We start from the raw sequence: 26,540 nt of genomic DNA, 5'->3' as shown, positions 1-26,540 counted from the left end.
GTCGGCGACTTCGGCGTCGCCGCCGAGCTGCTCTCGACCCTCGACTCCGCCGACCCGCGCGTCGACCTGCTGCGCGGCCGAATCTCGTTCGCCCGCTTCCGCGGCGGCGACCGCCCGACCGACCACCTGCTGCGCGCCGCGGCCCGCCTGGCCGAGCGCGCGCCGGCCCGTGCGCGCGAGTGCTACGTGGACGCCATCGAGATGGCCACGCTCACCGGCGGACTCGACGCGGTGATCGCGGCGGCCCGCACCGCGCCGCGCAACCCGGAGCCGCCCACCAGCGCGGACCTCATCCTGGACGGCGTGGTCGCGCTGGTCGTCGAGGGGCATCGGGCCGCCGCGACACTGCTGCGCCCCGTGGTGGCCGACGGGACCGACCCGGCGTGGTCGCGCTGGCCCACCCTCGGCTACCTGCTCGCCGTCGAGCTGTGGGACATCGACGCCATGCGCGGCATAGCGACCACGGTCACCGCGTCGGGCCGCGAGCTCGGCTCGTTCCACATGCTGCCGATCGGACTGGCCATGCTCGCCACCGTCACCGCGCACGAGGGCGATCTCGGCGCGGCGACGGCGATGATCTCCGAGGAGGAGGCGATCGCGGCGGCCACCGGCGCCGCGCCGCTGGTCTACCCGCGCATCCACCTGGCCGGGCTGCGCGGCAGGCGGGCCGAGGCCGAGGAGTTGTTCGCCGGGGTCGGGCCGCACATGACGCTCAGCGTGCAGTACGCCACCGCCGTCTTGGCGAACGGCCTCGCCGACTACCCCGCGGCGCTGCGGGCGGCCGAAAGTGCCGTAGCCACCGGCGATCTCGGCCTGGCGGGCCTGGCACTGCCGGAACTGGTCGAGGCGGCGGTGCGCTGCCGGGAGCCCGAGATCGCGCGCGCCGCGCTGGCCACGCTGACCGAACGGGCGGGCGCGGGCGGGCAGCCGTGGGGTCGCGGAACTGCCACGTACGCAAGGGCTTTGGTGGACGACGACGAGGACGCCTACCGGCAGGCGGTGTCCCTGCTCGACTCGACCGCCTTCGGCATCGCCGGCGCCCGGGCCCACCTCGTCTACGGCGAGTGGCTGCGCAGGCAGGGCCGCCGCCGCGACGCCAGGGCCGAGCTGCGCCTCGCCCACGACCGCCTTTCGGCCCTCGGCGCGGAGGCGTTCGCGGCGCGCGCGGCGGCCGAACTGCGCGCCACCGGCGAGCAGACCCGCGCCCGAGCCGCGTCCGCCGCCGACACGCTCACCGTGCACGAGGTGCACATCGCGCGCCTGGTCGCCGCGGGCGCCACCTCCAAAGAGGTGGCGGCCAAACTCTTTCTGAGTCCGCGCACCGTAGATGCCCACCTGCGCAACATCTTCCGCAAACTGGGCATCACCTCGCGGCGGCAGCTGCGGGACCTCCCAGCGATCCGCTAGCGCCGATCCGCCAGTTCGCCGGTGCCGGAAAGTGATTGGGCATGTGTCGGTGGATCGTGGTTGAATCTCGGCGATAGTGCTGGAATCCGCCGGTCGGCGGAGGGGGAGGAATCGTGCGGTACTGGATCACTGCTGTCTTGTCATGTCTGGCCTTGGTCGTCGGCGGCTGTTCGCTGATCTCCCCGGCCGCGAAATCCGTCGAGCAGGGCGACTGCGTGAAGCAGGACGGGGCGGACTTCGCTACCGTCGAATGCTCCTCGGCCGAGGCGAAATACGTCGTGCTGAAGAAGCTGAGCGGCTCGGAGTACACCTGTAAGGACGTCGCGGGGGTGACCTACACCTACTACGAGGACAAGCAGGTCTGCCTCGGCGACAAGGGCGCCGACCCGCTGCAGGCCAGCAATGTCGCGCACGAGGGCGACTGCCTCACCGACTCCAGCAGTCCGCCCGTGCGCAAACTGCCCTGCGGCGACCCGCAGTCGATCTACAAGGTGCTCGCGCGCGAGGACGGCGGGCTCGCCTCGCTGGCGTGCGACAGCGTGCCGGGCACCGAGGTCACCTACACCTGGGAGCTGAAGCAGATCGGCGACGGCAAGAAGATCCCGAAGCTCGGCCCCGACCTCATCTTCTGCCTCGCGCACAAGGAGGTCGACACCGCGCGGGCGCTGGAGAACGCGAAAGTCGGTGACTGCCTGCGTGATACGAACATCAAGCCGAACCTGGAGACCACCGACTGCGGCGGCGCCGACGCGAAATACCGGGTCCTGCGGGTGGTCGCGACAAGCGGGCAGTGCGATAACGTCCAAGGCGCGACCAGCTCGTTCACCTTCACTCCGGGCGGTCTGGCGATCCCGCGCGTGTTCTGCGTCGCCCGGCTGCGTTGAGCGGGGGCATCGAAGCTGAGCGGGCACGTCGAGCCAGGTGGGCTCGTCGACGTTGGGCGGTCAAGTCGAACGGGGCCGGCGTATCGAGGCGGCGCGGCGCGGGTCGCGGCGGTCGACTAGGGTCGGACTCGCTCTGACCCCTACCCGCGGCGGAACCCATGATCATCGAGCTCGTACTCGCGGCGGTCGCCGCGCTGGAGGCCGTGGGTCTGGTCGCGCTGTTCGTGCTGCTGCGGCGGCGCGGCCGCGAACTCGACGAGCTGCAACGCAAGTTCGACAACCGGCAGCTGCTGATGCTCGGCGGCCGGGAGGCGGTGAAGACGGTATGGGACACCGCGAACCTGTTGCGCAAGAAGGGGTTCCGCGGCGCGGTGCTCACCTCGATCGAGAACCTGGCCGGCTGGGCGCAGGTCGAACGGCCGGATCTGGCCGGGCTGACCCCCGACGGCCACGTCGTGATCATGTTCTCCGATATCGAGGGCTCCACCGCGCTCAACGAGCGGCTCGGCGACCAGTCCTGGGTCAAGCTGCTCGGCCGGCACGACCGGCTGATCCGTCATCGCGTCGCCAAGTGCGGCGGGCACATCGTGAAGAGCCAGGGCGACGGGTTCATGATCGCGTTCGCCGAGCCGGAGCAGGCGGTGCGCTGCGGACTCGACATCCAGGCAGCGCTCGGCAACGGTGCCAAATCGATGGGGCGCGAGCATGTCCGGGTGCGGATCGGCATCCACATGGGGAAGTCCGTGCGCCGCGGCGACGACCTGTTCGGCCGCAACGTGGCCATGGCGGCCCGGGTCGCCGGGCAGGCGAACGGCGGGGAGGTGCTCGTCAGCGAGGCGGTCCGCGAGGCGATCGCCGACGAGCCGGACATCGCCGTCGTGGCCGAGCGCGAAGCCGAATTGAAGGGCCTGCACGGCACCCATCGCCTCTACACCGTGCGGCGACAAGGAGACTGAGGCGTAACAAACCGGACGGCCCGCCGGATACGGACGTGTTATGTGTTCGGCGGATATCCCACGGATGGAGCGGTGTAGCGGATGGACAGCGAGGATCGCGAGACGCAGACTCCCTCGCGGGTGGTCACCGCGTGGACGGTCGGGCTGGGGTGCGTGGCGATCGTGGCCTGCGGGGTGATCGTCGGCGGTCTGCTGCACGAGCGGGAGCCGGAACTTACCACCGCGCCGGTGGTCGCGACGAGCACGTCCGCGGCGGAGGAGCCGCCGGACTTGCCATATATCACCCCGCCCGTGGTCTTTCCGACGCAGATCCCCGGGTGCCCCGTCGTCGAACCGCCGCGCGATGGCGCGGGTATGTCGTTCATCTCGGCGGACCACAGCGTGTACGACAACCCCGACTATCCATGGTTCTCCGGCCCGAAGGCCGTGGACATGTCGCAGGCGCTGCGCGACGCGCTGCCCAGGGATGTGGCGATCGGCTTCGCGCCCGTCGAGCAGTCACTGCTGTTCGAGCCGATCTTCGACCCCGAGACCGAGCCCGGCGAGACCCACGACTTCGGCGGCTGGACCACGGCGCACGCCACGCTGACGCGCGGCGGCAAATGGGGCACGCTGATGGTATCGGTTAAGCAGTCCACCGCTCCCATCCCACCCTGTGTCGCAGGCGATCTCGATGAACGCAGGCATCTCGCCGACGGCACCACAGTCGACGTGCACGACACTTGGCACGAACTCGGCGGCGTACGCACCCTGACCCACTCCGCCTACGCCTACCTGCCCGACGGGACCGTCGTGACCACCTCCGCGAGCGATGACGGCCGCGACGATGCCAAACCCTCCGGCAAGGTGCCGCTGACCGTGGACGAACTCGCCGCCATGGCCACCGCGCCCGGTCTCCGGGTCACCGCGCCGGTGCCGCCGGGCACGCCGGACGTGCCCGAATCCTGTAATACCGGAACAGAATCCGGCGGCACGATCGATGAGGCGGTCGCGCGCCGGCTCGACGCCGTGCTCGCCGGGATCCCGCTCGACGGACTGAGCCTGGACCGGCCGCTCGGAGGGCTGCGTCCGGCCGGGTATTTGTCGAGCGGCGTGTGCCAGGCGGTACGGGTGACCACACCGGGCCAGCGGTCGCGTCTGAATGTGGGAATCGCGGTGGGGCAGAAGATTCCGGTGGACCCGCCGGTCGGTCACGGCACGTCACGCACGCTGCCGGACGGCACCGTGGTCGAGAACCAGGAGTCGCACAGCATGAAGAGCTCGAACGAGCAGGGCCCGCCCGCCGTCGAGGAGGCCACACGGACCGTCACGGTCACCCACCGCTCGGGCACCCTGGTCCGCGTCTCCTCCTCCGCCGAATACCCCGAAGCGCCACTGCCGTTCGACCGCCTCGAGGCCATCGCCGTGACTCCCGGGCTCGAGGTCAAGTGATGGTTCCCGGCATGCGCGGCCTGATCGTCGCCGCGGTGGCCGCCGTGGTGACCAGCGCCGGAGCGGTTCTCGTGCTGACGCAGCCCGTGGACGACACCCGGAAGATCACCGGAACCGTCGCGGCGGCTCCCGGGCTCGCATGGTCGGCCGACGCCACCGCGGGCGCGAGCGCGCGGGCGGAGTTCCGTGACCCGGCGGCGGGGACCGAATTCGACGACGGCGGAGCGGGTTTCGTGGCCGCGGGCGACACCCTCGTCACCGTGGTCGGTGCCTCGGACGGCGATACGTCCCTGCGCGGCCCGATGATGGTCGGCATCGCCGCCGACACCGGAGCGGTGCGCTGGCGCACGCCCGCCGAGCACCTCGGCGGGTGCGGGCGGACCCCGGTTAACGGAAAACTCGTCTGCTACCCCGCTTTCAGCGACCAGCCCGCTCTCATCGGTTACGACATCGCCAGCGGGAAGGTAACGCGCACACCGACAAACGGGCGGATGATCTTCGCGCTGGCGACCACGGACGAGGGCGTGTATGTCGCCGAGGGCGATGTCGAGTCCGACGACGTGCGCGTGCGCGCGGGCACCCTCGAGGATCCCGACGCCCACTGGTCACGCGCTTTCGCCATGGGCACCACCTGGGACGACCTGCCCTGGGACGCACTGGACGTCTCGCACGGGCAGGGCCTGTTCACCCTCGGCGCGCAGATCGCCGCATTCGATCTCGGCACCGGCGAGGTCACCTGGACCATGGACGAGCAGGGCTGCTCGCGCACAACTCCGATCGACGGCGCATTGGTCGTCCGCATCGCCCGCGAGTGCTCGGATCGGCGCGACACCGCCGCGGACCTCGTCGACCGCACCGGGAAGGTGGTGGCGACCACCGAACACCCTGTCTCGCAAGACCTCTCGATCGATCGGCCCGCCGACGACACCGTCCCGGTCCTGCTCGCCGACGGCGCCCGCGACCGCCGCACGGGACGGCTCGTCTGGACGAGCCCCGACCTGCTGACCGAGCCGAACGGCAACGCGCCGACCGGCACCGCGATCGCGGTCCTCGGCGAGGTCGCCGTGCTGAACGACGCCGCCGCGCACACCATGACCGGCTTGAATATGCGCACCGGGCAACGACTCTGGCGCATCACCACCGACCGCTTCCACGCGGCGGAGACCTGGGACGGGCACGTCCTGGTCCTCTCCGACGTCACCGGCCTCTGGGCGATCGACCCGAAATCCGGTGCGACGGTGTGGGATATCCCGTTCCGCGCCGTGCGCGACGATCCAGAGGCGTTCACCGGCGGCGGCCGGCTCACCTCCCACGGCGGCGGCCGCTACACCTACGTCGGCTCGCACACGATGATCGGGCTACGCCCCCTTCGGCATTGAGTCAGCGCTCCTCGAGAGCATGGAGTGCCGCTCGCTCACGGCGCCTCCGGATCGGCCATCGCCGCCATGACGGCCGCGCGCTGCTTCGGGGTGATGCCGCCCCGCAGCAGCTCCGCGGCCCGGCGGAACTCGGCCGAGTGCGCCTCCGCGGTGCGGGTCGCGCTGGCGGCGACGAACGTGGAGTCGATGCTCGCGACGTGGTTGGCGATGCGCTGGGTCTCCGGCAGGCCGAGCCCGGCCGCGATCTTCAGCGCCGCCTTCCACCGTTTGCGCGCCACGGAAAAATGCGCGGAGCAGTAATTGACGGTCGCTATCGCGTCGAATGCGAGCAATTCTTCATACGGTGAGCCGGACGCGTAGGCGATATGCAATGCGCGCTCGTAATGGGCGAGCGCCTCCCGGTAATCGCCTTTTCGCCGATGCACGTCCCCGATGCCGAGATGCGAGCAGCACTCGACGATCAGATCATTGTTGCGCTGGGCCCGCGCCAAGGCCGTCCGGAGGCTGTCGAGCGCCGCGTCGTACTGCTTCAGCATGCAATAGACATTGCCGATGCGGATCGAGAAGTAGTTGTGGAAGAGGGTGTTCGCGGGCACCGGCGTCAGCGACTTCCTGGCGTCCTCGAGGTGCGCGAGCGCGTCGTCGTAGCGGCCGACGCGCATGTCCGCGTCGCTGATCCGCATGAGGGCACAGGCACGCAGGTAGGGGTCGCCGGTCTCCTCGGCGACGCCGACCGCCTGCCGCAGATAGTCGAACGCGCCGTCGTAGTAGCCCATTCGTTCCTGGACCTGCCCGAGGCCCTGGAGCGCGTAGCCCTCCATGAACTTGTCGCCGCAGGCGCGCGCCAACGACAGCGCCTGGTGGTAGGCCATCAGCGCGTCGCGGTAGCGGGCGAGCCGGAAGTAGACCAGCCCGCTGTGGTGCATGGCCTTGGCCGCGCTCGTGAAGTCGCCCATCCCGTGCGCCAGCCCCACGGCGTCGTTCAACACCACCAGCGCCTGCCTGCAGTGCCGCATCCGCCACAGCGTGTAGCCGAGGTTCACCAGCAACCGGCACTCCTCGGCCTGCTCGCCGCTGTTGCGCGCGACCTCGACCGCGTCGAAGTGCAGCGTGATGGCGTCGTCGGTGCAGTGCAGCCCCGTCACATACGGCCACCACAGGATCTCGGAGAACAGCCCCGCATACTCGGACCAGCGCCCTTTGGTCGCCTCGCGGGCGATCGCGAGCAGGTTGAGCCGCTCGCTGTGCAACCAGGCGACGCAGTCCTGATGGCCGGCCAGCGCGGGCAGCGGCGTCGAAGGCCGCGGCAGATCCACGATCCGGCCGACGCGATCGGGCAGGATCTTGCTGCCCACCGCCCATGCGGCATACCGGTAGTAGTCGAACAGCCGCGTCAACGCGGCGGCGCAGTCGAGGTCGGACGGGTCGATCAGCGTCACCGCGTAGTCGCGCACCAGGTTGTGGAACCGGTAGCGCTCGGAGACGACCTGCTCGAGCAGGTGCACGTCGACCAGGTCCTCCAGGATCTGTTCCGCCGCGTCGATGCTCAGGTCGGTCAGGGCGGCGGTGGCGTAGATGTCGAAGTCGCGGCCCGGGTGCAGGCCGAGCAGCCGGAACGCGCGTTGCTGCTCGGGCGGCAGGTCCTGGAAGCTGGCGGCGAGCGCGGCGGAGACGCTGCGCGACCCCGCCGCCAGGTGGTCGAGCCGGTTGTTCGGGTCGCGCAGCCGCTCGGCCAGCCGCTCGACCGGCCACACCGGCCGCGCGCGCAGCCGCCCGGCCGCGATGCGGATAGCCAGCGGGAGGTGACCGCACAGCCGGACCGTCTCGTCCATCGCGTCGGGCTCGGCCCGCACCCGCTCGTCGGTGACGATGCTGGTGAACAGCGTCGTCGCGTCCTGATGCGAAAGGCTGTCCAGGGTCAGCGTTTTCGAGACCTCCAGCTCGACGAGCCGGCGCCGGCTGGTGATCAGCACCAGGCAGCTCGGGGTGCCGGGCAGCAGCGGCCGGATCTGCTCGGCGTCGGCGACGTTGTCCAGCACGAGCAGCGCCGAGAGGGCCGCGATCTCGGTGCGCCACAGCGCCGCCCTGGCGTCGAGATCCGGCGGTATCGACTCGCTCGGCACGCCGACGGCGCGCAGCAGCCGCTCCAGCGCGACCATCGGCTCGATCGGTGCGCCCTCGACGGCGTGGCCGTGCAGGTCGAGATAGAGCTGCGCGTCCGGAAACCGACTGCTCAGTTGGTGAGCGGCGTGGATCGCCAGCGTGGTCTTGCCGACCCCGGCCATGCCGTCGATCGCCTCGATCAGCACGGTCGAGCGGGCCGCCTCCGGCGGGATGTCGGCGAGCAGCCGGGCCAGCTCGGCGTCGCGCCCGGTGAAGTCGGCGATATCGCCGGGCAGCTGGTTCCGGCTCGGCAACGCCTCGGTCCGGGGCCCGGCGTCCGCGACGGTCGGCGCCGCCGCGGGCACCCGCGGTTTCTTGTCGAGGTCGACGAATCGCGCCGCGCCGTAAGCGGATTGATGCCGACCGGTCGGTGTCCGGGCGGCCTCCAGCGGCGGCTCGATCTCGTCGCGCAGGATCCGGCGGTGCAGCTCGCGCAGCTCACGGCCCGGTTCGATGCCGATCTCCTCGGCGAGTCTGCGCTGCGCGTCCTGGAACACCATCAACGCCTCGGCCTGGCGACCGCAGTGGTACAGGCCGAGCATGAGCAGCGTCCGGAATCGTTCCTGCAGCGGGTACGAGCTGACCAGGGGCGCCAGCTCGGCGACGGCCTCGGCGTGCTGGCCGCGGGCGAGCTTGATCCCCGCGCGGTGTTCCAGTGCCGCCAGATACCGCTCCTGGAGCCTGCGGCGCTCGGCCTCGATGATCGGCCCCGCGAGACCGCTGAACGGCTCACCGCGCCACAGGGCCAGCGCGGCGTCGGTGTTCGCGGCGGCGGCCGCGAGGTCGCGGTCGCGCCTGCAGCGTTCGGCGGTGGCGATCAGCCGGTCGAACGCTACGTGATCCGACAGTGAAGGGTCGCCGTGGAGCACGTACCCGGTGTCGGCCCGCACCAGGGCCGGTTCGGCGACTCTGCGGCGCGGCGCGAGGACCCGCCGCAGCCGGCTGACGTAAGTCTGTACTCCGTTGCGGGCGTCGCTGGGCGGATGCTCGCCCCACACGCCGTCGATGATCGCGTTCATCGAGACCGGACGGTTCATTTCCAGCAGTAATGCCGCAAGAACCGCCTGTTGTTTGGCTGGACCCAACTCGATTTCACGGTCATCCCACCACGCCGTGAACGACCCCAGCACGCCGTATCTGATCTGTGTGTGCGCCATGGACAAGCCCTCCTGAACCATGTGCTGCCAGCGCTGAGCATAGGTGGCGCGGCGTCCCCGGAGGGGCGTTCGCCCGATAGTTACCATTTTGACCAGTCATTTACGCACTAGTACAGCGCCAGTTACGCGGGCTGGGACAAGCTGATCGAGTGTGCGACAGCAAGATTCGGGGGTTACGAGTTCTGTGGCAGTCCACACGCTGCCCGGCGCGCAACAGTCCATCTAACTTCGCTCAAGCGTCCACTTGGTGCCTCGAGGACACGGTGCATCGAGTGTGGCGCGGTTTCGCCGTAGCGCCGCAGGTCGCGGCCGGGGGACACGCCCACGGCGACTCGGGATGGACGGCTTGCGAGTGTCCCGCCTACTGCCCGCGCGGATTTCGCCCGCGCGGCGTACCGGCGGTTGATCGGGGACGCCGGGTACATTTGCCCGCGCAAGCGGGGCACAGGGTAGAGCGCGCGATGGTGCCGTCCGGCGCGGCGCGTGCTGAGGGTTGGTACCGCCGAAAAGGGAGCGCATTCGGCAGTCGCAGATCGGTACCACCCAGCACAGGTGATAAGCGAGGGAGTTTGCCATGCAATCGGGTAGCAAGACATTGTTGCGCAGTTTGACATCAATTCAGAAAGAACTGTGGATAGCACACGAGCTCGCAGATATTCCCAATAATTGCATCATTTATGTCGATATTCACGCCGAGCTGGAACTCGACAAATTCTTCACCGCGCTGCGGCACGCGTTCGCCGAGTCGGATTCGCTGACGGTCAATTTCGTCCGCGGCGCGGACGGGCCGATGCAGGTGGAACGCGATACCACGGATTGGACACCGTCGTATCTGGATCTCACGGAGAAACCGGATCCGGTCGCGGCCGCGCTGGACTACATGTCGCGGGAACGCGCGGTGGGTTTCGATCTGGAACACGACGCCCTGCTGAGCGTCGCGGTGCTCGAGGTCGGCGACGACCACTACATCATGTCGATGTGCTTCGACCACATCATCATGGACGGCGTCGGGGTGGCCACCTGGGCGCAGCGGGTGCTCGACGTGTACGGCGCCTTGGCGGCCGGAAAGCCCGTTCCGCCCTCGGGATTCGCGCACATCGACGACATCGTCGACAGTGACCTCGAGTACCGCCGGACCCAGCAGCCGCTGGACCAGGCGTACTGGAGCAAGCAGATCCCCGCCGACATCGATCCGCTGCGGCTCCCCGGCAGCGCCCCCGCCGGCGTGGCGCCGGGCCGGGTCGGCTGCACCCACGGCTTCTCCGGGACGGAACTCGGCGAGCTGATGGGCGTCGCGCAGTCGTTCGGCGTCAAACTGCCGTATCTGCTGATGTCGGTCGCGGCGGCGGCCATTCAGCGCTACGCGTTGCGCGACGACTTCTGCTTGCAGATCCCGGTCTCCAATCGCGTCGGCGTGGCAGGCCGGACACCGTGCCAGCTCTCCGACACCGTGCCCATGCTGGTCGAGACCGGCCGCGACGTCTCGCTCGGCGAGCTGGCCGTGCGGATCAACCACACCATCGCGAGCGCGCGCCCGCACCTGCGCTACGGGCTGTCGGACATCCGGCGCGACCTGAAACTGCCGAATACGCCGGGCAATCCGTTCGGCCCGGTGGTCAACGTCATGTCGTTCTTCGGCGCGCTGGAGATGGCGGGCGGGACGGCTGATCTCCAGGTCTACTCGGCGGGCAACAGCGGCGACCTGACGATCGTGTTCTACTACGAGCGCCAGTCCTCCCGCGGCGGCTACCTGCGGATCGAGGGGGACGCCCAGCTCTACACCGAGGACGACCTCCAGGGTTACCTGCGATCGATCGCCCAGTACCTGCGGCAGGCCAGATTGGATCCGCACGCCGAGATCGGCTCGGTGGATGTGCTCGGTGCGGATCGCGCGCGGGTGGTCGAGGCGTGGAACGACACGCGAGTGCCCGTCGACCCGGACGCGACCCTGGTGACGTTGTTCGAGAAGCAGGCGCGGCGGGCCCCGGACGCGGTGGCGGTAGTGTCCGGTGGAGCGGAGCTCACCTACCGGGATCTCGACGAGTGGGCGAATCGTATTGCGGGAACGCTCGTTTCGCGCGGTGTGCGCGAGGACTCCCTCGTCGCGGTGGCTCTGCCGAGGTCGGCCGAGCTGATCGCGGCGATACTCGCGGTGTCGAAGGCGGGCGGCGCATATCTGCCGCTCGACCCGGGCTACCCCGCGGAGCGGCTGGCGTTCGTCCTCGGCGACGCCGCGCCGCTCGCCGTGCTCACCGACGCGGCGACCTCGGAATCGTTGCCGCACAGCGACATTCCGCACATACTGATCGAACAGGCGACGGGTCCGGTCGCCGAGCGGCCTGCCCCGCGGCCCGGCAACCTCGCCTACCTGATCTACACGTCCGGTTCCACCGGCACGCCCAAGGGCGTCGCCGTCACGCACCGAAATGTGGCCTCGCTCTTCCTGAGTACCGCGCACTGGTGCCGATTCGGGGCCGACGACGTGTGGGCCTGGTGCCACTCCCAGGCCTTCGACTTCTCGGTCTGGGAGATCTGGGGCGCGCTGCTGCACGGCGGCCGGGTCGTGGTCGTGCCGTGGGATGTCGTGCGCACCCCGGCGCAGCTGTGGGAGCTGGTCGTCGAGGCGGGGGTGACCGTGCTCAATCAGACGCCGTCCGCGTTCGCGGCGCTGGCCGAGGCCCGATCCGCCTCCGCCACCGTCGATTCGGCCCTGCGCATGGTGGTGTTCGGCGGCGAGGCCCTGCACGCCGCCCATCTCGCGGCGTGGAAACCGTCCGGCACCGGCGCGGGTCCGGCGCTGGTGAACATGTACGGGATCACCGAGACCACGGTGCACGTGACCAAGCTGGAACTGTCGGACGCGCCGATGACGCGCGGCGGGAGCCCGATCGGGTCGCCGCTGGGCAACCTGCGGACCTTCGTGCTGGACGCGTCGTTGGCGCCGGCGCCGGTGGGCGTCGCGGGTGAGTTGTATGTGGCCGGCGCGCAGTTGGCGCGCGGCTACCACGGGCGCGCCGGGCTCACCTCGGCGCGGTTCGTGGCCGATCCGTTCGATCCGGCCGGCGGCCGGCTGTATCGGACCGGGGATGTGGTCCGGTGGACCGCCGACGGGGTGCTGGAGTTCGTCGGCCGGGCCGACGACCAGGTGAAGGTCCGCGGCTTCCGGGTCGAGCCTGCCGAGGTGGAAACCGTGCTGGCGCAACATCCTTCGGTGGCGCGGGCGGTGGTGGTCGCGCACGACGCCGACGGTGACACGCAGCTGGTCGGCTACGTGGTGGCCGACCGCGGGCTCGACGGCGACGGCCCTGCGGCGGGCAATGGTCGTGCGAGCAATGGTCAGGCGCTCGGGAACGGCCACGTGAACGGCAATGGCCACGTGAACGGCAATGGCCATGTGAACGGGAACGGCCACGCGAACGGCAACGGCCACGTGAACGGGAACGGCCACGCGATCGTGAACGGCCACGCGGGCAAGCTCGACGGCGCGCAGGTGCGGCGGTTCGCCGCCGAGCGGCTGCCGGAGTTCCTGGTGCCGACCGTGGTGATGGTGATCGACTCGATCCCGCTGACCCCCAACGGCAAGCTCGATCGTCGCGCGCTGCCCACGCCGGAGTTCGTGTCCTCGGTGGCGTATCGGGCGCCGAGCGGCGAGGCCGAAGAGGCCTTGGCCGCGTTGTTCGCCGAGGTGCTCGGCGTCGATCGGGTCGGCGTGGACGACAGCTTCTTCGAGCTGGGCGGCCACTCGCTGTCCGCGACCCGGCTGATCAGCCGGATCCGGGCCGTGCTCGGGGTCGAGGTGCCGATCCGGACGGTCTTCGACGCCGCGACGGTCGCGCGGCTGGCGACCAGTCTGGACACGGAGGCGCGGACGCGCCCGACGCTGGCGGCACGGCCGCGGCCGGACGTGGTGCCGTTGTCGTTCGCGCAGCGCAGGCTGTGGTTCATCCACCGGCTCGAGGGGCCGTCGGCCACCTACAACATGCCGCTGGCCGCGCGCCTCACCGGCGCGTTCGACCCGCGGGCGTTCGCGGCCGCGCTGCGGGACGTGGTCGCGCGGCACGAGATTCTGCGCACGGTCTACGTCGAGGTCGACGGTGAGCCGGCCCAGCGGGTGCTCGCGGCCGACGAGGTCGAGGTGCCGATCACGGTGACCGAGCCGGGCGCCGACGAGCTGGGCGCGGCCGAGCTGGCCGTGGCCGACGCGGCGCGCCACCGGTTCGACCTCTCGACACAGATTCCCTTGCGCGCCAGCGTTTTCCGGTGCAGCCCGGACGAGTGGATGCTGGTGCTGCTGATCCACCACATCGCCGGGGACGGCTGGTCGGCCACGGTGACGCTGCGCGACCTGTCCGCGGCCTACACGGCGCGCGCGGCGGGCCGGGCATCCGAATGGAAGCCGTTGCCGGTGCAGTACGTGGATTACACGCTGTGGCAGCGCGAGTTGCTCGGGACCCCGGACGATCCGGACAGCGTGCTGGCGCGGCAGTTCGAGTACTGGCGCGGCGAGTTGGCGGACCTGCCGGACCAGCTGCGGCTGCCGGCCGATCGGCCGCGCCCGCGCGTGGCGAGCTACCGAGGGGACGCGGTGTCGTTCAGCATCGATGCTCCGTTGCGCGCGGAGGTCGAGAGGTTCGCCAATCGGTCGGGCGCCACCGTCTCGATGGTGTTGCAGTCGGCCCTGGCCGCGTTGCTGTTCAAACTCGGTGCGGGAGAAGATATTCCGCTCGGCACCCCGATCGCCGGCCGCACCGACGACGCGCTGAACGACGTGGTGGGCTTCTTCGTCAACACCTGGGTGCTGCGGGCGCGAGTCGCTTCGACCGCCTCGTTCACCGAGCTGCTCGGGCAGGTTCGCGCGAAGGCGCTGGCCGCCTACGAGAATCAGGACGCGCCGTTCGAATCGCTGGTGGAGCTGCTCAACCCGGCCCGCTCGGCGGCGTACCACCCGCTGTTCCAGGTGATGCTGACGCTGCAGGACAACAGCCTGCCCAACCTGGCGCTGCCCGGCATCGCGGTCGAGCCGTACACCGCGCCGGTGACGACCGCGCGCTTCGATCTGACGTTCAATATCAGTGACGCCCTTGCCGTTCCGAGCCGCACCGGGGACGGCCCGGCCGCGCTCGGCTGGGACGGGTACATCGAGTACGCCACCGACCTGTTCGACCGGTCCACCGTGGCGGCCATGGCGCGACGGCTGGTGCGGGTGCTGCGGCTGGTGGTGGCCGACCCGGACGCGCCGGTCGGGTCGATCGACGTCCTCGACGCCGACGAGCGCGACCGGGTGCTGAACGAGTGGAACACTCGCACCGCGTCGGCCGAACATGGCGGGAGCATCGCCGAGGTGTTCCGGGCGCGGGTCGCCGAGAGCCCGGACGCGGTCGCCGTCGTCTGCGGCGACGAGACGGTGTCGTATCGCGAACTCGACACGCGCGCCGGGCAATTGGCGCGCGAACTGGTCTCGCTCGGGGTGGGGCCCGAGCGGATCGTCGCGGTCGCGCTGCCCCGGTCGGTCGAGCTCGTCGTCGCGCTGCTCGCCGTGTTGAAAGCGGGCGGTGCGTACCTGCCGATCGATCCGGCCTATCCCTCGGATCGGCTGGGATTCGTTCTCGCCGAGGCGAAGCCGGTGGTCGTCGTCACCGACTCCGCCGTCGCCGAGTCGCTGCCCCCGACACCGGCCCCGCGCCTGTGCCTCGACACGCTCGAGCTCGCGGACGAGACGGGCATGGACGAGATCGCGGTGCGCCCGCGCACTCTCGCCTACCTCATGTACACCTCCGGATCGACCGGAGTGCCCAAGGGCGTAGGGGTTTCGCACCGCAATGTGGTGTCCTTCGCGACCGATCCGCGCTGGCACGGCGGGGCGCACCGCGCCGTGCTGCTGCACTCGTCGGTCGCCTTCGACGCCTCCACCTATGAGCTGTGGGTTCCGCTGCTGGGCGGGGGCCGGGTCGTGGTCGCGCCCGCGGACCACGCCGACGTCGCGGCGCTGGGCCGCCTGCTGGTCGAGCACGAGGTCACCGCGACCTTCCTCACCACTCGGCTGTTCGAGTTGTTCGTCGACGAGTGCCCCGACGCCCTCGCCGCGCTGCGCGAGGTGTGGGCCGGCGGTGAGGAGGTGACGCCGGAGGTGCTGAGGCACGCCCTGCGGGTCTGCCCCGAGCTGCGCATCGTGAACGGGTACGGGCCTACCGAGACAACGACTTTCGCGGCCAGCAGGCCGTTCACGGCGGGCGAGGGCTTCGACGGCGCCTCGGTGCCTATCGGGTCCGCGCTGGCGAATGTGCGTACCTTGGTGCTGGATTCGTGGCTGATGCCCGCTCCGGTGGGCGTCGCCGGTGAGTTGTATCTGGCCGGGGCCCAGGTTGCCCGCGGCTATCAGGGGCAGCCGGGGCTCACGGCGGCCCGGTTCGTGGCCGATCCGTTCGACTCCGCCGGCGGGCGGCTGTACCGCACCGGCGACGTCGTGCGCTGGAATGCCCTGGGCGAGCTGGAGTTCGTCGGCCGCGCCGACGACCAGGTGAAGATCCGCGGCTTCCGCATCGAGCCCGGCGAGGTCGAAGGCGTGCTGGCCCAGCATCCCTCGGTGGCGCGCGCGGTGGTCGTGGCACGCGATCTCGGCACCGACGGCGGCAAGGAACTGGTCGGGTACGTGGTGCCGCGTCGCGGCGACGCGAGCGAATTCGACGGCGGCGAGGTGCGCCGGTTCACGGCCGAGCGGCTGCCGGAGTTCATGGTGCCCGCGGCGGTGGTGGCGATCGACGCGGTGCCGTTGACCTCGAACGGCAAACTGGACCGCGCGGCCCTGCCCGATCCGGAGCTGGTGTCCTCGGCGCGGTATCGGGCGCCGGAGACCGAGCGGGAGCGGGTCCTGGCCGAGCTGTTCGGCGAGCTGCTGCGGCGGGAGCGGGTCGGCGTGGACGACAGCTTCTTCGAGCTGGGCGGCCACTCGCTGCTGGCCACCCGGCTGGCCAGCCGGATCCGCTCGGCGCTCGGCGTCGAGGTGCCGATCCGGACGGTCTTCGACGCGCCGACGGTGGCGCAGTTGGCGATTCGGCTCGACGCCGATGTGTGCCTGCGCCCGGCGCTCGAGGTCCGGCCGCGCCCGGACGTGGTGCCGTTGTCGTTCGCCCAGCGCAGGCTGTGGTTCATCCACCGGCTCGAGGGGCCGTCGGCCACCTACAACATGGCGCTGGCGGTGCGGCTGCACGGGGTCGACGTCGCGGCGCTGCGCGCGGCGATCGGCGACGTCGTCGCCAGGCACGAGAGCCTGCGCACCGTCTTCGTCGACGCCGACGGAGTGCCGTCGCAGCGGGTGCTCGCGGCCGACGGCGTCGAGGTGCCCTTCACGGTCACCGACGCCGCCGACTCCGCCGAGCTGGACGCGTCGGTGACGGCCGCGGTGCGGTACGGGTTCGACCTGTCGTCGGAGATTCCCGTGCGCGCCACCGTGTTCCGCCACGGGCGCGACGAGTGCGTGCTGGTGTTGCTGATCCATCACATCGCGGGCGACGGCTGGTCGTTGACGCCGCTGTACCGGGATCTGTCCGTCGGGTACGCGGCGCGGCTCGACGACCACCCGCCGCGCTGGACGCCGCTGCCGGTGCAGTACGCGGATTACACGCTGTGGCAACGGGAACTGCTGGGTTCGGCGAGCGACCCCGACAGCGTGCTGTCGCGGCAGTTCGACTATTGGCGCACCGAACTCGACGGCCTGCCCGAGCAGGTACGCCTGCCGATGGATCGGCCGCGGCCGCGGGTGGCGAGCTATCGCGGGGACACCGTGGTGTTCGAGCTCGACGCCGAGATGCGTGGCGCGGTGGAGCGCCTGGCTCGCCGCGAGGGCGCGACGGTGTCGATGGTGTTGCAGTCGGCGCTGGTCGTGCTGCTGTTCAAACTCGGTGCGGGGGAGGACATTCCGATCGGCGCGCCGGTCGCCGGCCGCACCGACGACGCGCTCTCGGATCTGGTGGGCTTCTTCGTCAACACCTGGGTGCTGCGCGCCGCCGTGTCCCCGGCGGACACCTTCGCCGAGCTGCTGAGCCAGGTGCGCGCGAAAGCCTTGGCGGGCTACGAGAATCAGGACCTTCCGTTCGAACTGCTCGTCGAGTTGCTCAACCCGGTCCGTTCTGCGGCGCACCATCCGCTGTTCCAGGTGGCCATGGCCTTCCAGAACAACACCCTGCCGGTGCTCGACCTGTCCGGCGTGCGGATCGAGCCCTACCCCGCCTCCACCGCGACCGCGCGCTTCGATCTGTTCTTCAATATCGCCGACGCGCCCGCGGGCGCCGGGTGGGACGGGTTCGTGGAGTACGCGACCGAGCTGTTCGATCGCGAGACGGTGGAGGCGATGGTCGCGCGGCTGGTGCGGCTGCTGCGAGACCTGGTGGCGGCGCCCGAGATCGCCATCGGCTCGATCGACATCCTCGACGGCGCCGAGCGCGACCTGGTGCTCGATCGGTGGAACGACACCACCGCCGCGGTACCGGACACGACCCTCGTCGGCCTGTTCCAGGCGCGGGTCGCCGAGTCGCCGGAGGCCGTCGCGATCGTCTGCGGCGACACCGAGGTGACCTACCGGGAACTCGACACGCGGGCCGATCGGCTGGCGCGGGCGCTCGTCTCGCGCGGCGTCGGCCCGGACGGGGTGGTCGCGGTCGCACTGCCGAGGTCCGTGGAGCTGATCGTGGCCCTGGTCGCGGTGGTGAAGGCGGGCGGTGCGTACCTGCCGATCGATCCGGCCTACCCGTCGGACCGGCTCGGATTCGTCCTCGTGGACGCGGCGCCGGTCGTCGTAGTAACCGACTCGGCGACAACGGATTCGCTGCCGCACGCGGTGACGCCGCGGCTCTACCTCGATACGCCCGAGGACGCGGGGGACTGGGCGCGCCCGGATCGGGCCGTCGCGGTGCGGCCGCAGAATCTGGCGTACGTGATCTACACGTCGGGATCGACCGGCGTGCCGAAAGGTGTTGGGGTCACGCATCGCAACGTCGTGAACCTGGTCGCGCAGGCCTGGTCGGCGGACACGGAGGATCGCGTGCTGGTGCACTCGTCGATCGCGTTCGACGCGTCGACGTACGAGATCTGGCCCGCGCTGTGCGGTGGTGCGGCGCTGGTGATCGCCGGCGAGCAGCGTTCGGACCCGGCGGAGATCGCCCGGCTGGTGCAGACCCGGTCGGTGACGAAGATGTTCGCCACCCCGCCGTTGCTGTCCGCCCTGGTGGACCACGTGGAAACCCTGCGGGACAACCCGTTCCGCACGCTGCGGCAGGTGAACACCGGGGCCGACACCCTCACCGCGGAACTGGTCGACACGCTCGAGGCCAAGTGCCAGATCGACCGCGTGGACAACCTCTACGGCCCGACCGAGGCCACGGTGAACGTGACCTCCTATCGGGTGCCCGCCGGCGCCGGAAGTGCCGGCGCGGCGGTGCCGATCGGTGCGCCGGTCGCCAATACCCGCGTGTTCGTGCTGGATTCGTGGCTGTCTCCCGTCCCCGTCGGGGTGGCGGGCGAGTTGTACGTCGCCAGTGCGCAGTTGGCACGGGGCTACCACGGGCGGCCGGGATTGACCGCCGCGCGTTTCGTGGCCGATCCGTTCGATCGCGCGGGCGGTCGGCTGTACCGCACCGGCGATGTGGTGCGCTGGAACAGCGCCGGGCAGTTGGAGTTCGCGGGCCGGGCCGACGACCAGGTCAAGATCCGCGGCTTCCGGGTGGAGCCCGGCGAGGTGGAAACCGTTCTGGCGCAACACCCTTCGGTGTCGCGAGCGATCGTGATGGCGCGCGATACCGACACGGGCAAACAGCTCGTCGGGTACGTGGTGCCCGACCGGTCGGGACCCATCGTCGGCGAGGACGAGCTGCTGGGGCAGTGGCAGCGGATCTACGAGGACCTGTACTCCGGCGCGGCGGTAGTCATCGACACCAGGTCGGTCCGCGCGGCCGAGATCCCCTTCGGCGAGGACTTCGGCGGTTGGGACAGCAGCTACACCGGCGCGCCGATCCCGGTCGAGCAGATGCGTGAGTGGCGCTCGGCCGCGGTCGACCGGATCCGGGCCCTGAACCCCCGGCGCGTGCTCGAGATCGGTGTCGGCTCAGGCCTTTTGATGTCGCAACTGGCCCCCGACTGCGCGGAGTACTGGGCGACGGACTTCTCCGCCGCGACGATCGCCAGCCTCGGTGAGCAGCTGGCGGAGCTCGGCACGCCGTGGACCGACGGCGTCGTGCTGCGCGCACAGGCGGCGGACAACTGCGCCGGACTGCCCGAGAACCATTTCGACACGGTGGTCATCAACTCCGTCGCGCAGTACTTCCCGGGAGAAAGGTATCTGCGCCGCGTGCTCGAGCAGGTGCACGACCTGCTGGCGCCCGGCGGCGCGGTGTTCGTCGGCGACGTCCGCAATCTGACCCTGCTCGAGGAGTTCGCCACCGCGGTGCAGATCAGCCGCAACGGCGGCGACGACCCGGTCGCGGTGCGCGACCGAGTCCGCCGGGATATCGCCGCGGAGCAGGAGTTGTTGCTGGCCCCGGAGTATTTCGCGGCGCTGTGCCGCGGCCCGCTCGGGTTCGCCGGTGTCGACATTCAGCTCAAGCGCGGGTTCGCGGTGAACGAGCTGACCAGGTACCGGTACGACGTGGTGCTGCGTAAGGCCCCGGTGCGCCTTCGCTCGGTCGCCGGCGTGCCGAAAGCTCCTTACCGCGGCCATGATTGGCTGCGCGCCCTGCTGCACGAACGGCACCCCGACGGCGTCCGCGTCACCGGGATCCCGCACGCCGGTCTGCTCGGGCAGATCGAGGCCACCGAGCGCATCCGGGCGGGCCTGCCGGGCGACACCACCGACCCGCTCGGGGTGGACTTCGAGGGCATGCTCGGCGCGGACGCCGACCGGGCGACGGGCCTGCTGCCGGAGGAACTGCACGAACTCGGCCGGGAACTCGGCTACACCACGGCGGTCACCTGGTCCGCCGAGCCGGATCGCATGGACGCGATCTTCCTGGAAGGAGAAGCGGCACAGGACCAACCGCTGACCGACGTGTACCTCACGGCCCCCGCCGAGGACCTCACGCCGCTCGCCAACACTCCGCAGGCGGGCCTGCTCGCCGCGGACGTGCGCCGCTGGGCGAGCGATCGGCTGCCCGAGTTCATGGTGCCCGCGACCGTGCTGGTGCTCGACACGGTGCCGCTGACCGCCAGCGGTAAACTCGATCGCAACGCGCTGCCCGACCCGGAGTTCGCCTCCGCGCTGGACTACCGGGCCCCGCGCACCGACCGGGAGCGGGTGCTGGCCCAGCTGTTCGCCGAGATCCTCGGGCTCGACCGGGTCGGCATCGACGACAGCTTCTTCGTCCTCGGCGGCCACTCCCTGCTGGCCACCCGCCTCGCCAGCCGGATCCGGGTGGTGCTCGGGGCGGAGGTGCCGATCCGGACCGTGTTCGACGCCCCGACCGTGGCGGAGCTGGCGACCAAGCTCGACGCCCAGGTCCAGGTGCGCCCGCCGCTGACGGTCCGGCCGCGGCCCGAGGTGATCCCGCCGTCGTTCGCGCAGCGGCGACTGTGGTTCATCCATCGGCTGGAGGGGCCGTCGGCCACCTACAACATGGTGCTGGCCGTGCGGCTGCGCCGGGCGGACGTCGCGGTCCTGCGCGCGGCGATCGAGGACGTCGTCGGCAGGCACGAGAGCCTGCGGACGGTCTTCGTCGACGCCGACGGCGTGCCGTCGCAGCGCGTGCTCGAGGCCGGCCGCGTCGAGGTGCCGGTGCACGTCACCGACGTGGACCCCGCCGAGCTGGACGCGTCGGTGACCGGCGCGGTGCGGTACGGCTTCGACCTGTCGGCCGAAATCCCCCTCCGCGCGGACGTGTTCCGCTACGACGCGGACGAGTGCGTCGCCGTGCTGCTCATTCACCACATCGCGGGCGACGGCTGGTCGATGACGCCGCTGCTGCGCGATCTGTCCGCGGCCTACGCCGCGCGCCGCGAGCATCGGGCGCCCGCGTGGGCCCCGCTGCCGGTGCAGTACGTGGATTACACGCTCTGGCAACGGGAGGTGCTCGGCTCGTCGGCGGACCCGGACAGCCTGCTGTCGCGGCAGTTCAACTACTGGCGCACCGAGCTCGACGAGTTGCCGGATCAGTTGCGCCTGCCCGTCGATCGCCCGCGCCCGCTGGTGGCGAGCTACCGCGGCGACATGGTCCTGTTCGGCATCGACGCCGAGATCCGCACCGCCGTGGAGCGTTTGGCGAGCCGCGAGGGCGCGACGGTGTCGATGGTGCTGCAGTCGGCGCTGGCCGTGTTGCTGTTCAAACTCGGTGCGGGCGAGGACATTCCGATCGGTTCGCCGATCGCGGGCCGCACCGACGAGGCGCTGACCGATCTGGTCGGCTTCTTCGTCAACTCGTGGGTGCTGCGGGCGCGGGTGTCTCCGGCGGCCTCGTTCAGCGAGATCCTGGCCCGGGTGCGGGCAAAGGCGCTGGCCGCCTACGAGAATCAGGATGTCCCGTTCGAATTGCTGGTCGAGCTGCTGAATCCGGCTCGCTCGGCGGCGCATCACCCGCTGTTCCAGGTGTCGCTGGCGTTCCAGAACAACACCCTGCCGGACCTGTCGCTGCCGGGGGCGCAGATCGAGCCCTACGTCGCGACCACCGCGACCGCGCGCTTCGACCTGTTCTTCAACGTCGCCGACGCGCCGGCCGGGCAACCGTGGAATGCCTTGGTGGAGTACGCGACCGAGTTGTTCGACCGGGACACGATCGAGACCATGGTCGCCCGGTTCGTGCGGACTCTGCGCGAGATCGTGTCGGCCCCCGCGGCGCCGGTCGGCTCGATCGACGTCCTGGGCGGCGACGAACGCGAACGGGTGCTGCGCCGATGGAACGACACCGCGGGCGCGGTCGCCGACGACACCATGGTCGGACTGATCCGCGCGCAGGCCGATCGCACACCGCAGGCGGCCGCGGTCGTCTGCGGCGACACCGAGTTGTCCTATCGCGAACTCGACACTCGCGCTGAGCAATTGGCGCGGACGCTGGCCTCGTACGGCGTCGGCCCCGACACCGTCGTCGCGGTGGCGTTGCCGAGGTCGGCGGAGTTGATCGTGGCCTTGCTCGCGGTGTGGAAGGCGGGCGGCGGATACCTGCCGATCGATCCGGCCTACCCGTCGGACCGGTTGGCGTTCATCCTCACCGACGCCGCGCCGGTCGTCGTGGTGACCGACTCCGGCACCGCCGGCCTGCTGCCCAGCACCACGGCCCCGCGCCTGTACCTCGACAGGGTGGCGGCCGGACCCGGCGAGCAGCGGTTCGTCGCGGCGCGGCCGGAGAATCTCGCCTACGTGATCTACACGTCCGGCTCCACGGGCGTGCCCAAAGGCGTTGGCATCACGCAACGCAACGTGGTGAGCCTGGTCGGCTCGGCGTGGTCGGCAGGGCCGGACGATCGCGTGCTGGTGCACACCTCGATCGCGTTCGACGCCTCGACCTACGAGATCTGGCCCGCCCTGTGCGGCGGCGCCACCCTGGTGGTGACCGGCGAGCAGCGGTCGGATCTGGTGGAGCTGACGCGGTTGATCGCCGCGCGGTCGGTGACGAAGATGTTCGCGACACCGCCGATGCTGTCGGCCCTGGTCGATCACGTCGACGCACTGCCGGACCGGCCGCTGCGGTCGTTGCGCCGGATCATCGCCGGCGGCGCGGAATTGACCGCGACGGTCGTGCGGAAGTTGCACGCGAAGTACGCCGACGCGCTGGTCGTGAACGGGTACGGCCCCACGGAAACCACCGCGTGCGTCACCGATTACGACGCCGTGGACGTTGTCGACGGCCCGGTGCCGATCGGCGTGCCGGTGGCGAATACGCGCGTGTACGTGCTGGACCGGTGGCTGATGCCGGTGCCGATCGGCGTGTCCGGCGAATTGTATGTCGCCGGAGCGCAATTGGGGCGTGGCTACCGTGGCCGGGCCGGGCTCACCTCGGCGCGGTTCGTGGCCGATCCGTTCGACGAGACCGGCGGCGGCAGGCTGTATCGCACGGGCGATGTGGTGCGCTGGACCGAGGCCGGGGTGCTGGAGTTCGCGGGCCGGGTCGACGATCAGGTCAAGATCCGCGGCTTCCGGGTCGAGCCCGGCGAGGTCGAAACCATTGTGGCGCAGCATCCCTCGGTGTCCCAGGCCGTGGTGGTGGCGCGCGACACCGAGACCGGCGGCAAGCAGCTGGTCGGCTATGTCGTCGCCGACCACGGCGGGCCGGTCGTCGCCGAGGACGAAATGGTCGGTCAGTGGCAGCGCGTGTACGACGACCTGTACGGCGCCGGGAACAAGACCGAGTCCAACGGTTCCCGGCCCGCCGAGGCGGCTTTCGGCGAGGACTTCGGCGGGTGGAACAGCAGCTACACCGGCGGCTCGATTCCGGTGGAGCAGATGCGTGAATGGCGCGCCGCCACCGTCGACCGGATTCGGGGACTGAAGCCGCGGCGGCTGCTCGAGATCGGCGTCGGTTCGGGATTGTTGTTGTCCCAGTTGGCCTCCGGCTGCGCCGAGTACTGGGCGACGGACTTCTCCGCCGCGACCATCGACACGCTGCGGCGGCGGTTGTCGGACCTGGACGCGGACTGGGTGGAGCGGGTGACGCTGAGCGTGCAGGCGGCCGACGACGCCAGCGGCCTGCCGCAGGGCTACTTCGACACCGTCGTGGTGAACTCCGTCGCGCAGTACTTCCCCGGCGAACGGTATCTGCGCCGGGTGCTCGAGCAGATCTCCGGCCTGCTGGCCCCCGGCGGCGCGGTGTTCGTCGGCGACGTCCGGAATTTCGCGCTGCTGGAGGAGTTCACGACCGCGGTCCACCTCAGTCGCCACGGCGACGACGACGCCGCGGTGGTGAGCGATCGCGTCCGCCGCGAGATGGCCGCCGAGAAGGAGCTGCTCGTGGCGCCGGAGTACTTCACGGCACTGGGGCAGATCGGCTTCGACGCCGTGGACATCGAGCTCAAACGCGGGTACGCGGTCAACGAGTTGACCCGATACCGCTACGACGTCGTGCTGCGCAAGACGCCCGCGCAACCCCGCTCGGTCGCCGAGACGCCGAAAGCCGAGTTCCGCGACCAGGATTGGCTGCGCACGCTGCTGCACGCCGAGCACCCCGACGGCATCCGCGTCACCGATATCCCGCATGCCGGATTGACCGGGCAGATCGAGGCCGTCGACCGCGTCCGCGACGGCAGGCCGGTCTCGGCCGACGGGCCCGCCGACCTGCTCGCGGTGAACTTCGAGGGCGTGCTCGAGCCCGGCGCCGACTACACGAAAGCCGGACTGCTGCCCGAGGATCTGCACGAGCTCGGCGGCCGGCTCGGCTTCACCACCGCGGTCACCTGGTCCACCAAGCCGGGCTATATGGACGCGGTCTTCCTCGACGCCGCCGCGACGGCGGGCCGGGCGCTGACCGACGTCTATCTGCCCACGGATCTGGCGGCCGACCCGGCCGAGTATGTGAACAGTCCCCAGGACACCCTCCTGCCCGCGGCCGTGCGCGCGTTCGTCGCCGAGCGGCTGCCCGACTTCATGGTCCCGGCGGTGGTGATGGTGATCGACGCCGTGCCGCTGACGGCGAACGGCAAGCTCGATCGTGCCGCGCTGCCGGATCCGGAGTTGGTGTCCGCCAAGGAATATCGCGCCCCGCGCACCGAGCGAGAGAAGACCTTGACCGAATTGTTCAGCGAAATCCTCGGCGTCGGCCGAGTCGGCATCGATGACAGTTTCTTCGCGCTGGGCGGCCACTCGCTGCTGGCGACCCGCCTGGCCAGCCGGATAAGGGCGGTGATGGGAGTCGAAGTGCCGATCAAGGTCATGTTCGAGGCCGCGACGGTGGCCGAACTCGCCGAACGGTGGCCGCAGCTGGCGCCGTCGCGCAGACCGGCGCTGCGCCGGATGAACCGAGAGGCGGGCCTGTCATGATTCCCTTGTCCTTCGCACAGCGCCGCCTGTGGTTCATCCATCGGCTCGAGGGGCCCTCGGCCACCTACAACATGCCGCTCACCGTCCGGTTGACCGGTCCGTTCGACGCCGCCGCCTTCGCGGCGGCGATCGGCGACGTCGTCGCCCGGCACGAGAGCCTGCGCACTGTCTTCGTCGAGGTCGACGGCGTGCCCGGTCAGCGGGTGATCGACGCCGACTGCGTGGAGATTCCGGTCCTCGTCACCGAGGTGACGCCGGACGAGCTGGACGCGTCGGTGCGCGCGGCCGCGCGGTACGCGTTCGATCTGTCGACCGAGATTCCGTTGCGCGCCACCGTTTTCCGGTACGCGCCGCAGGAGTGCGTGGTGATGCTGCTGATCCACCACATCGCGGGCGACGGCTGGTCGATGGCGCCGCTGCTGCGCGATGTGTCGGAGGCCTACGCCGCGCGCCGATCCGGGCGCGCCCCCGAGTGGGAGCCGCTGCCGGTGCAGTACGTGGATTACACACTGTGGCAACAGGAGCTGCTCGGCTCGCAGTCGGATCCGGACAGTGTGCTGGCGCGGCAGTTCGAGTACTGGCGCGGCGAGCTCGCGGGGCTGCCGGAGCAGCTGCGGCTGCCGACCGACCGGCCGCGGCCCCGGGCGGCCAGCTACCGCGGGGACATGCTGGTGTTCCGGATCGATCCCGAGATCCGCGCGGCAGTGGAGCGGCTGGCGGCCCGCGAGGGTGCGACGGTGTCGATGGTGTTGCAGTCGGCGCTGGCCGTGCTGCTGTTCAAACTCGGTGCGGGCGAGGACATTCCGCTCGGCTCGCCGATCGCGGGCCGCACCGACGACGCCCTGAACGATCTGGTGGGCTTCTTCGTCAACACGTGGGTGCTGCGGGCCGCGGTCGATCCCGCGGCGTCGTTCGCCGAGATCGTCGGCCAGGTGCGCGCAAAGGCGCTGGCCGCCTACGAGAATCAGGACGTCCCGTTCGAGTTGCTGGTCGAGCTGCTCAACCCGGCTCGGTCGGCCTCGCACCATCCGCTGTTCCAGGTGCTGCTGAGCTTCCAGAACAACACGGCCGCCACGCTGGAGTTGTCGGGCGTCGAGTTCGAGCCCTATGCCCTGCCCGCGATGACCGCGCAGTTCGATCTGACCTTCAATATCGGCGACGCCGCCGCGGGGGAGCGGAGCAACGGTGACGCGCCCGCGCAGGCCGGGTGGGACGTG

At 70.6% G+C, this 26,540-nt stretch carries 8 protein-coding genes; 7 read left to right on the top strand and 1 reads right to left on the bottom strand.

What is annotated here, in order from left to right; all coding sequences use genetic code 11:
- The 5 genes from ON39_RS28785 to ON39_RS28765 form a co-directional block, all read left to right on the top strand.
- The coding region (locus ON39_RS28785) for a helix-turn-helix transcriptional regulator (protein WP_040739087.1) at window positions 1-1,407 on the top strand (1,407 nt) is incomplete at its 5' end.
- Between the two features lie 113 nt (window positions 1,408-1,520).
- Window positions 1,521-2,291 carry an LppU/SCO3897 family protein gene (locus ON39_RS28780; protein WP_146250989.1) on the top strand — a complete coding sequence of 257 codons (771 nt, stop codon included), beginning with the start codon at window positions 1,521-1,523 and terminating at the stop codon, window positions 2,289-2,291.
- Between the two features lie 158 nt (window positions 2,292-2,449).
- Window positions 2,450-3,247 (top strand): adenylate/guanylate cyclase domain-containing protein, encoded by a 798-nt coding sequence (locus tag ON39_RS28775; RefSeq protein WP_040739084.1) that lies wholly within the window; start codon window positions 2,450-2,452, stop codon window positions 3,245-3,247.
- An 81-nt stretch (window positions 3,248-3,328) separates the two neighbouring features.
- Window positions 3,329-4,678 carry a hypothetical protein gene (locus ON39_RS28770; RefSeq protein ID WP_051187287.1) on the top strand — a complete coding sequence of 450 codons (1,350 nt, stop codon included), beginning with the start codon at window positions 3,329-3,331 and terminating at the stop codon, window positions 4,676-4,678.
- A gap of 11 nt (window positions 4,679-4,689) precedes the next feature.
- Window positions 4,690-6,057, top strand: coding sequence for an outer membrane protein assembly factor BamB family protein (locus ON39_RS28765; protein ID WP_246002671.1), 1,368 nt, complete (start codon window positions 4,690-4,692; stop codon window positions 6,055-6,057).
- 35 nt (window positions 6,058-6,092) lie between these two features.
- Here ON39_RS28765 and ON39_RS28760 read toward each other — a convergent pair whose 3' ends face one another.
- Window positions 6,093-9,377 carry an AfsR/SARP family transcriptional regulator gene (locus tag ON39_RS28760; RefSeq protein WP_169335925.1) on the bottom strand — a complete coding sequence of 1,095 codons (3,285 nt, stop codon included), beginning with the start codon at window positions 9,375-9,377 and terminating at the stop codon, window positions 6,093-6,095.
- A 574-nt stretch (window positions 9,378-9,951) separates the two neighbouring features.
- Here ON39_RS28760 and ON39_RS28755 point away from each other — a divergent pair.
- Together ON39_RS28755 and ON39_RS28750 are read left to right on the top strand one after the other, a co-directional pair.
- On the top strand, window positions 9,952-25,323 hold the full coding sequence (locus tag ON39_RS28755) for a non-ribosomal peptide synthetase (RefSeq protein ID WP_051187285.1): 15,372 nt from the start codon (window positions 9,952-9,954) through the stop codon (window positions 25,321-25,323).
- A partial coding sequence (locus tag ON39_RS28750) for a condensation domain-containing protein (RefSeq protein ID WP_255219307.1) occupies window positions 25,320-26,540 on the top strand: 1,221 nt, incomplete at its 3' end. The genes ON39_RS28755 and ON39_RS28750, both read left to right, overlap by 4 nt.

This window comes from Nocardia tenerifensis NBRC 101015 (assembly GCF_000308715.1).
Lineage (GTDB): Bacteria > Actinomycetota > Actinomycetes > Mycobacteriales > Mycobacteriaceae > Nocardia > Nocardia tenerifensis.
The sequence above is the reverse complement of the archived record's forward strand: the minus strand, read 5'-3'. Positions and strand labels throughout refer to the sequence as shown.

Bases quoted from the DNA above. Each gene is read 5' to 3' on its own strand.
- ON39_RS28775 (WP_040739084.1), top strand. From the start codon at position 2,450: ATGATCATCGAGCTCGTACTCGCGGCGGTCGCCGCGCTGGAGGCCGTG.
- ON39_RS28770 (WP_051187287.1), top strand. From the start codon at position 3,329: ATGGACAGCGAGGATCGCGAGACGCAGACTCCCTCGCGGGTGGTCACC.
- ON39_RS28765 (WP_246002671.1), top strand. From the start codon at position 4,690: ATGCGCGGCCTGATCGTCGCCGCGGTGGCCGCCGTGGTGACCAGCGCC.
- ON39_RS28760 (WP_169335925.1), bottom strand. From the start codon at position 9,377: ATGGCGCACACACAGATCAGATACGGCGTGCTGGGGTCGTTCACGGCG.
- ON39_RS28755 (WP_051187285.1), top strand. From the start codon at position 9,952: ATGCAATCGGGTAGCAAGACATTGTTGCGCAGTTTGACATCAATTCAG.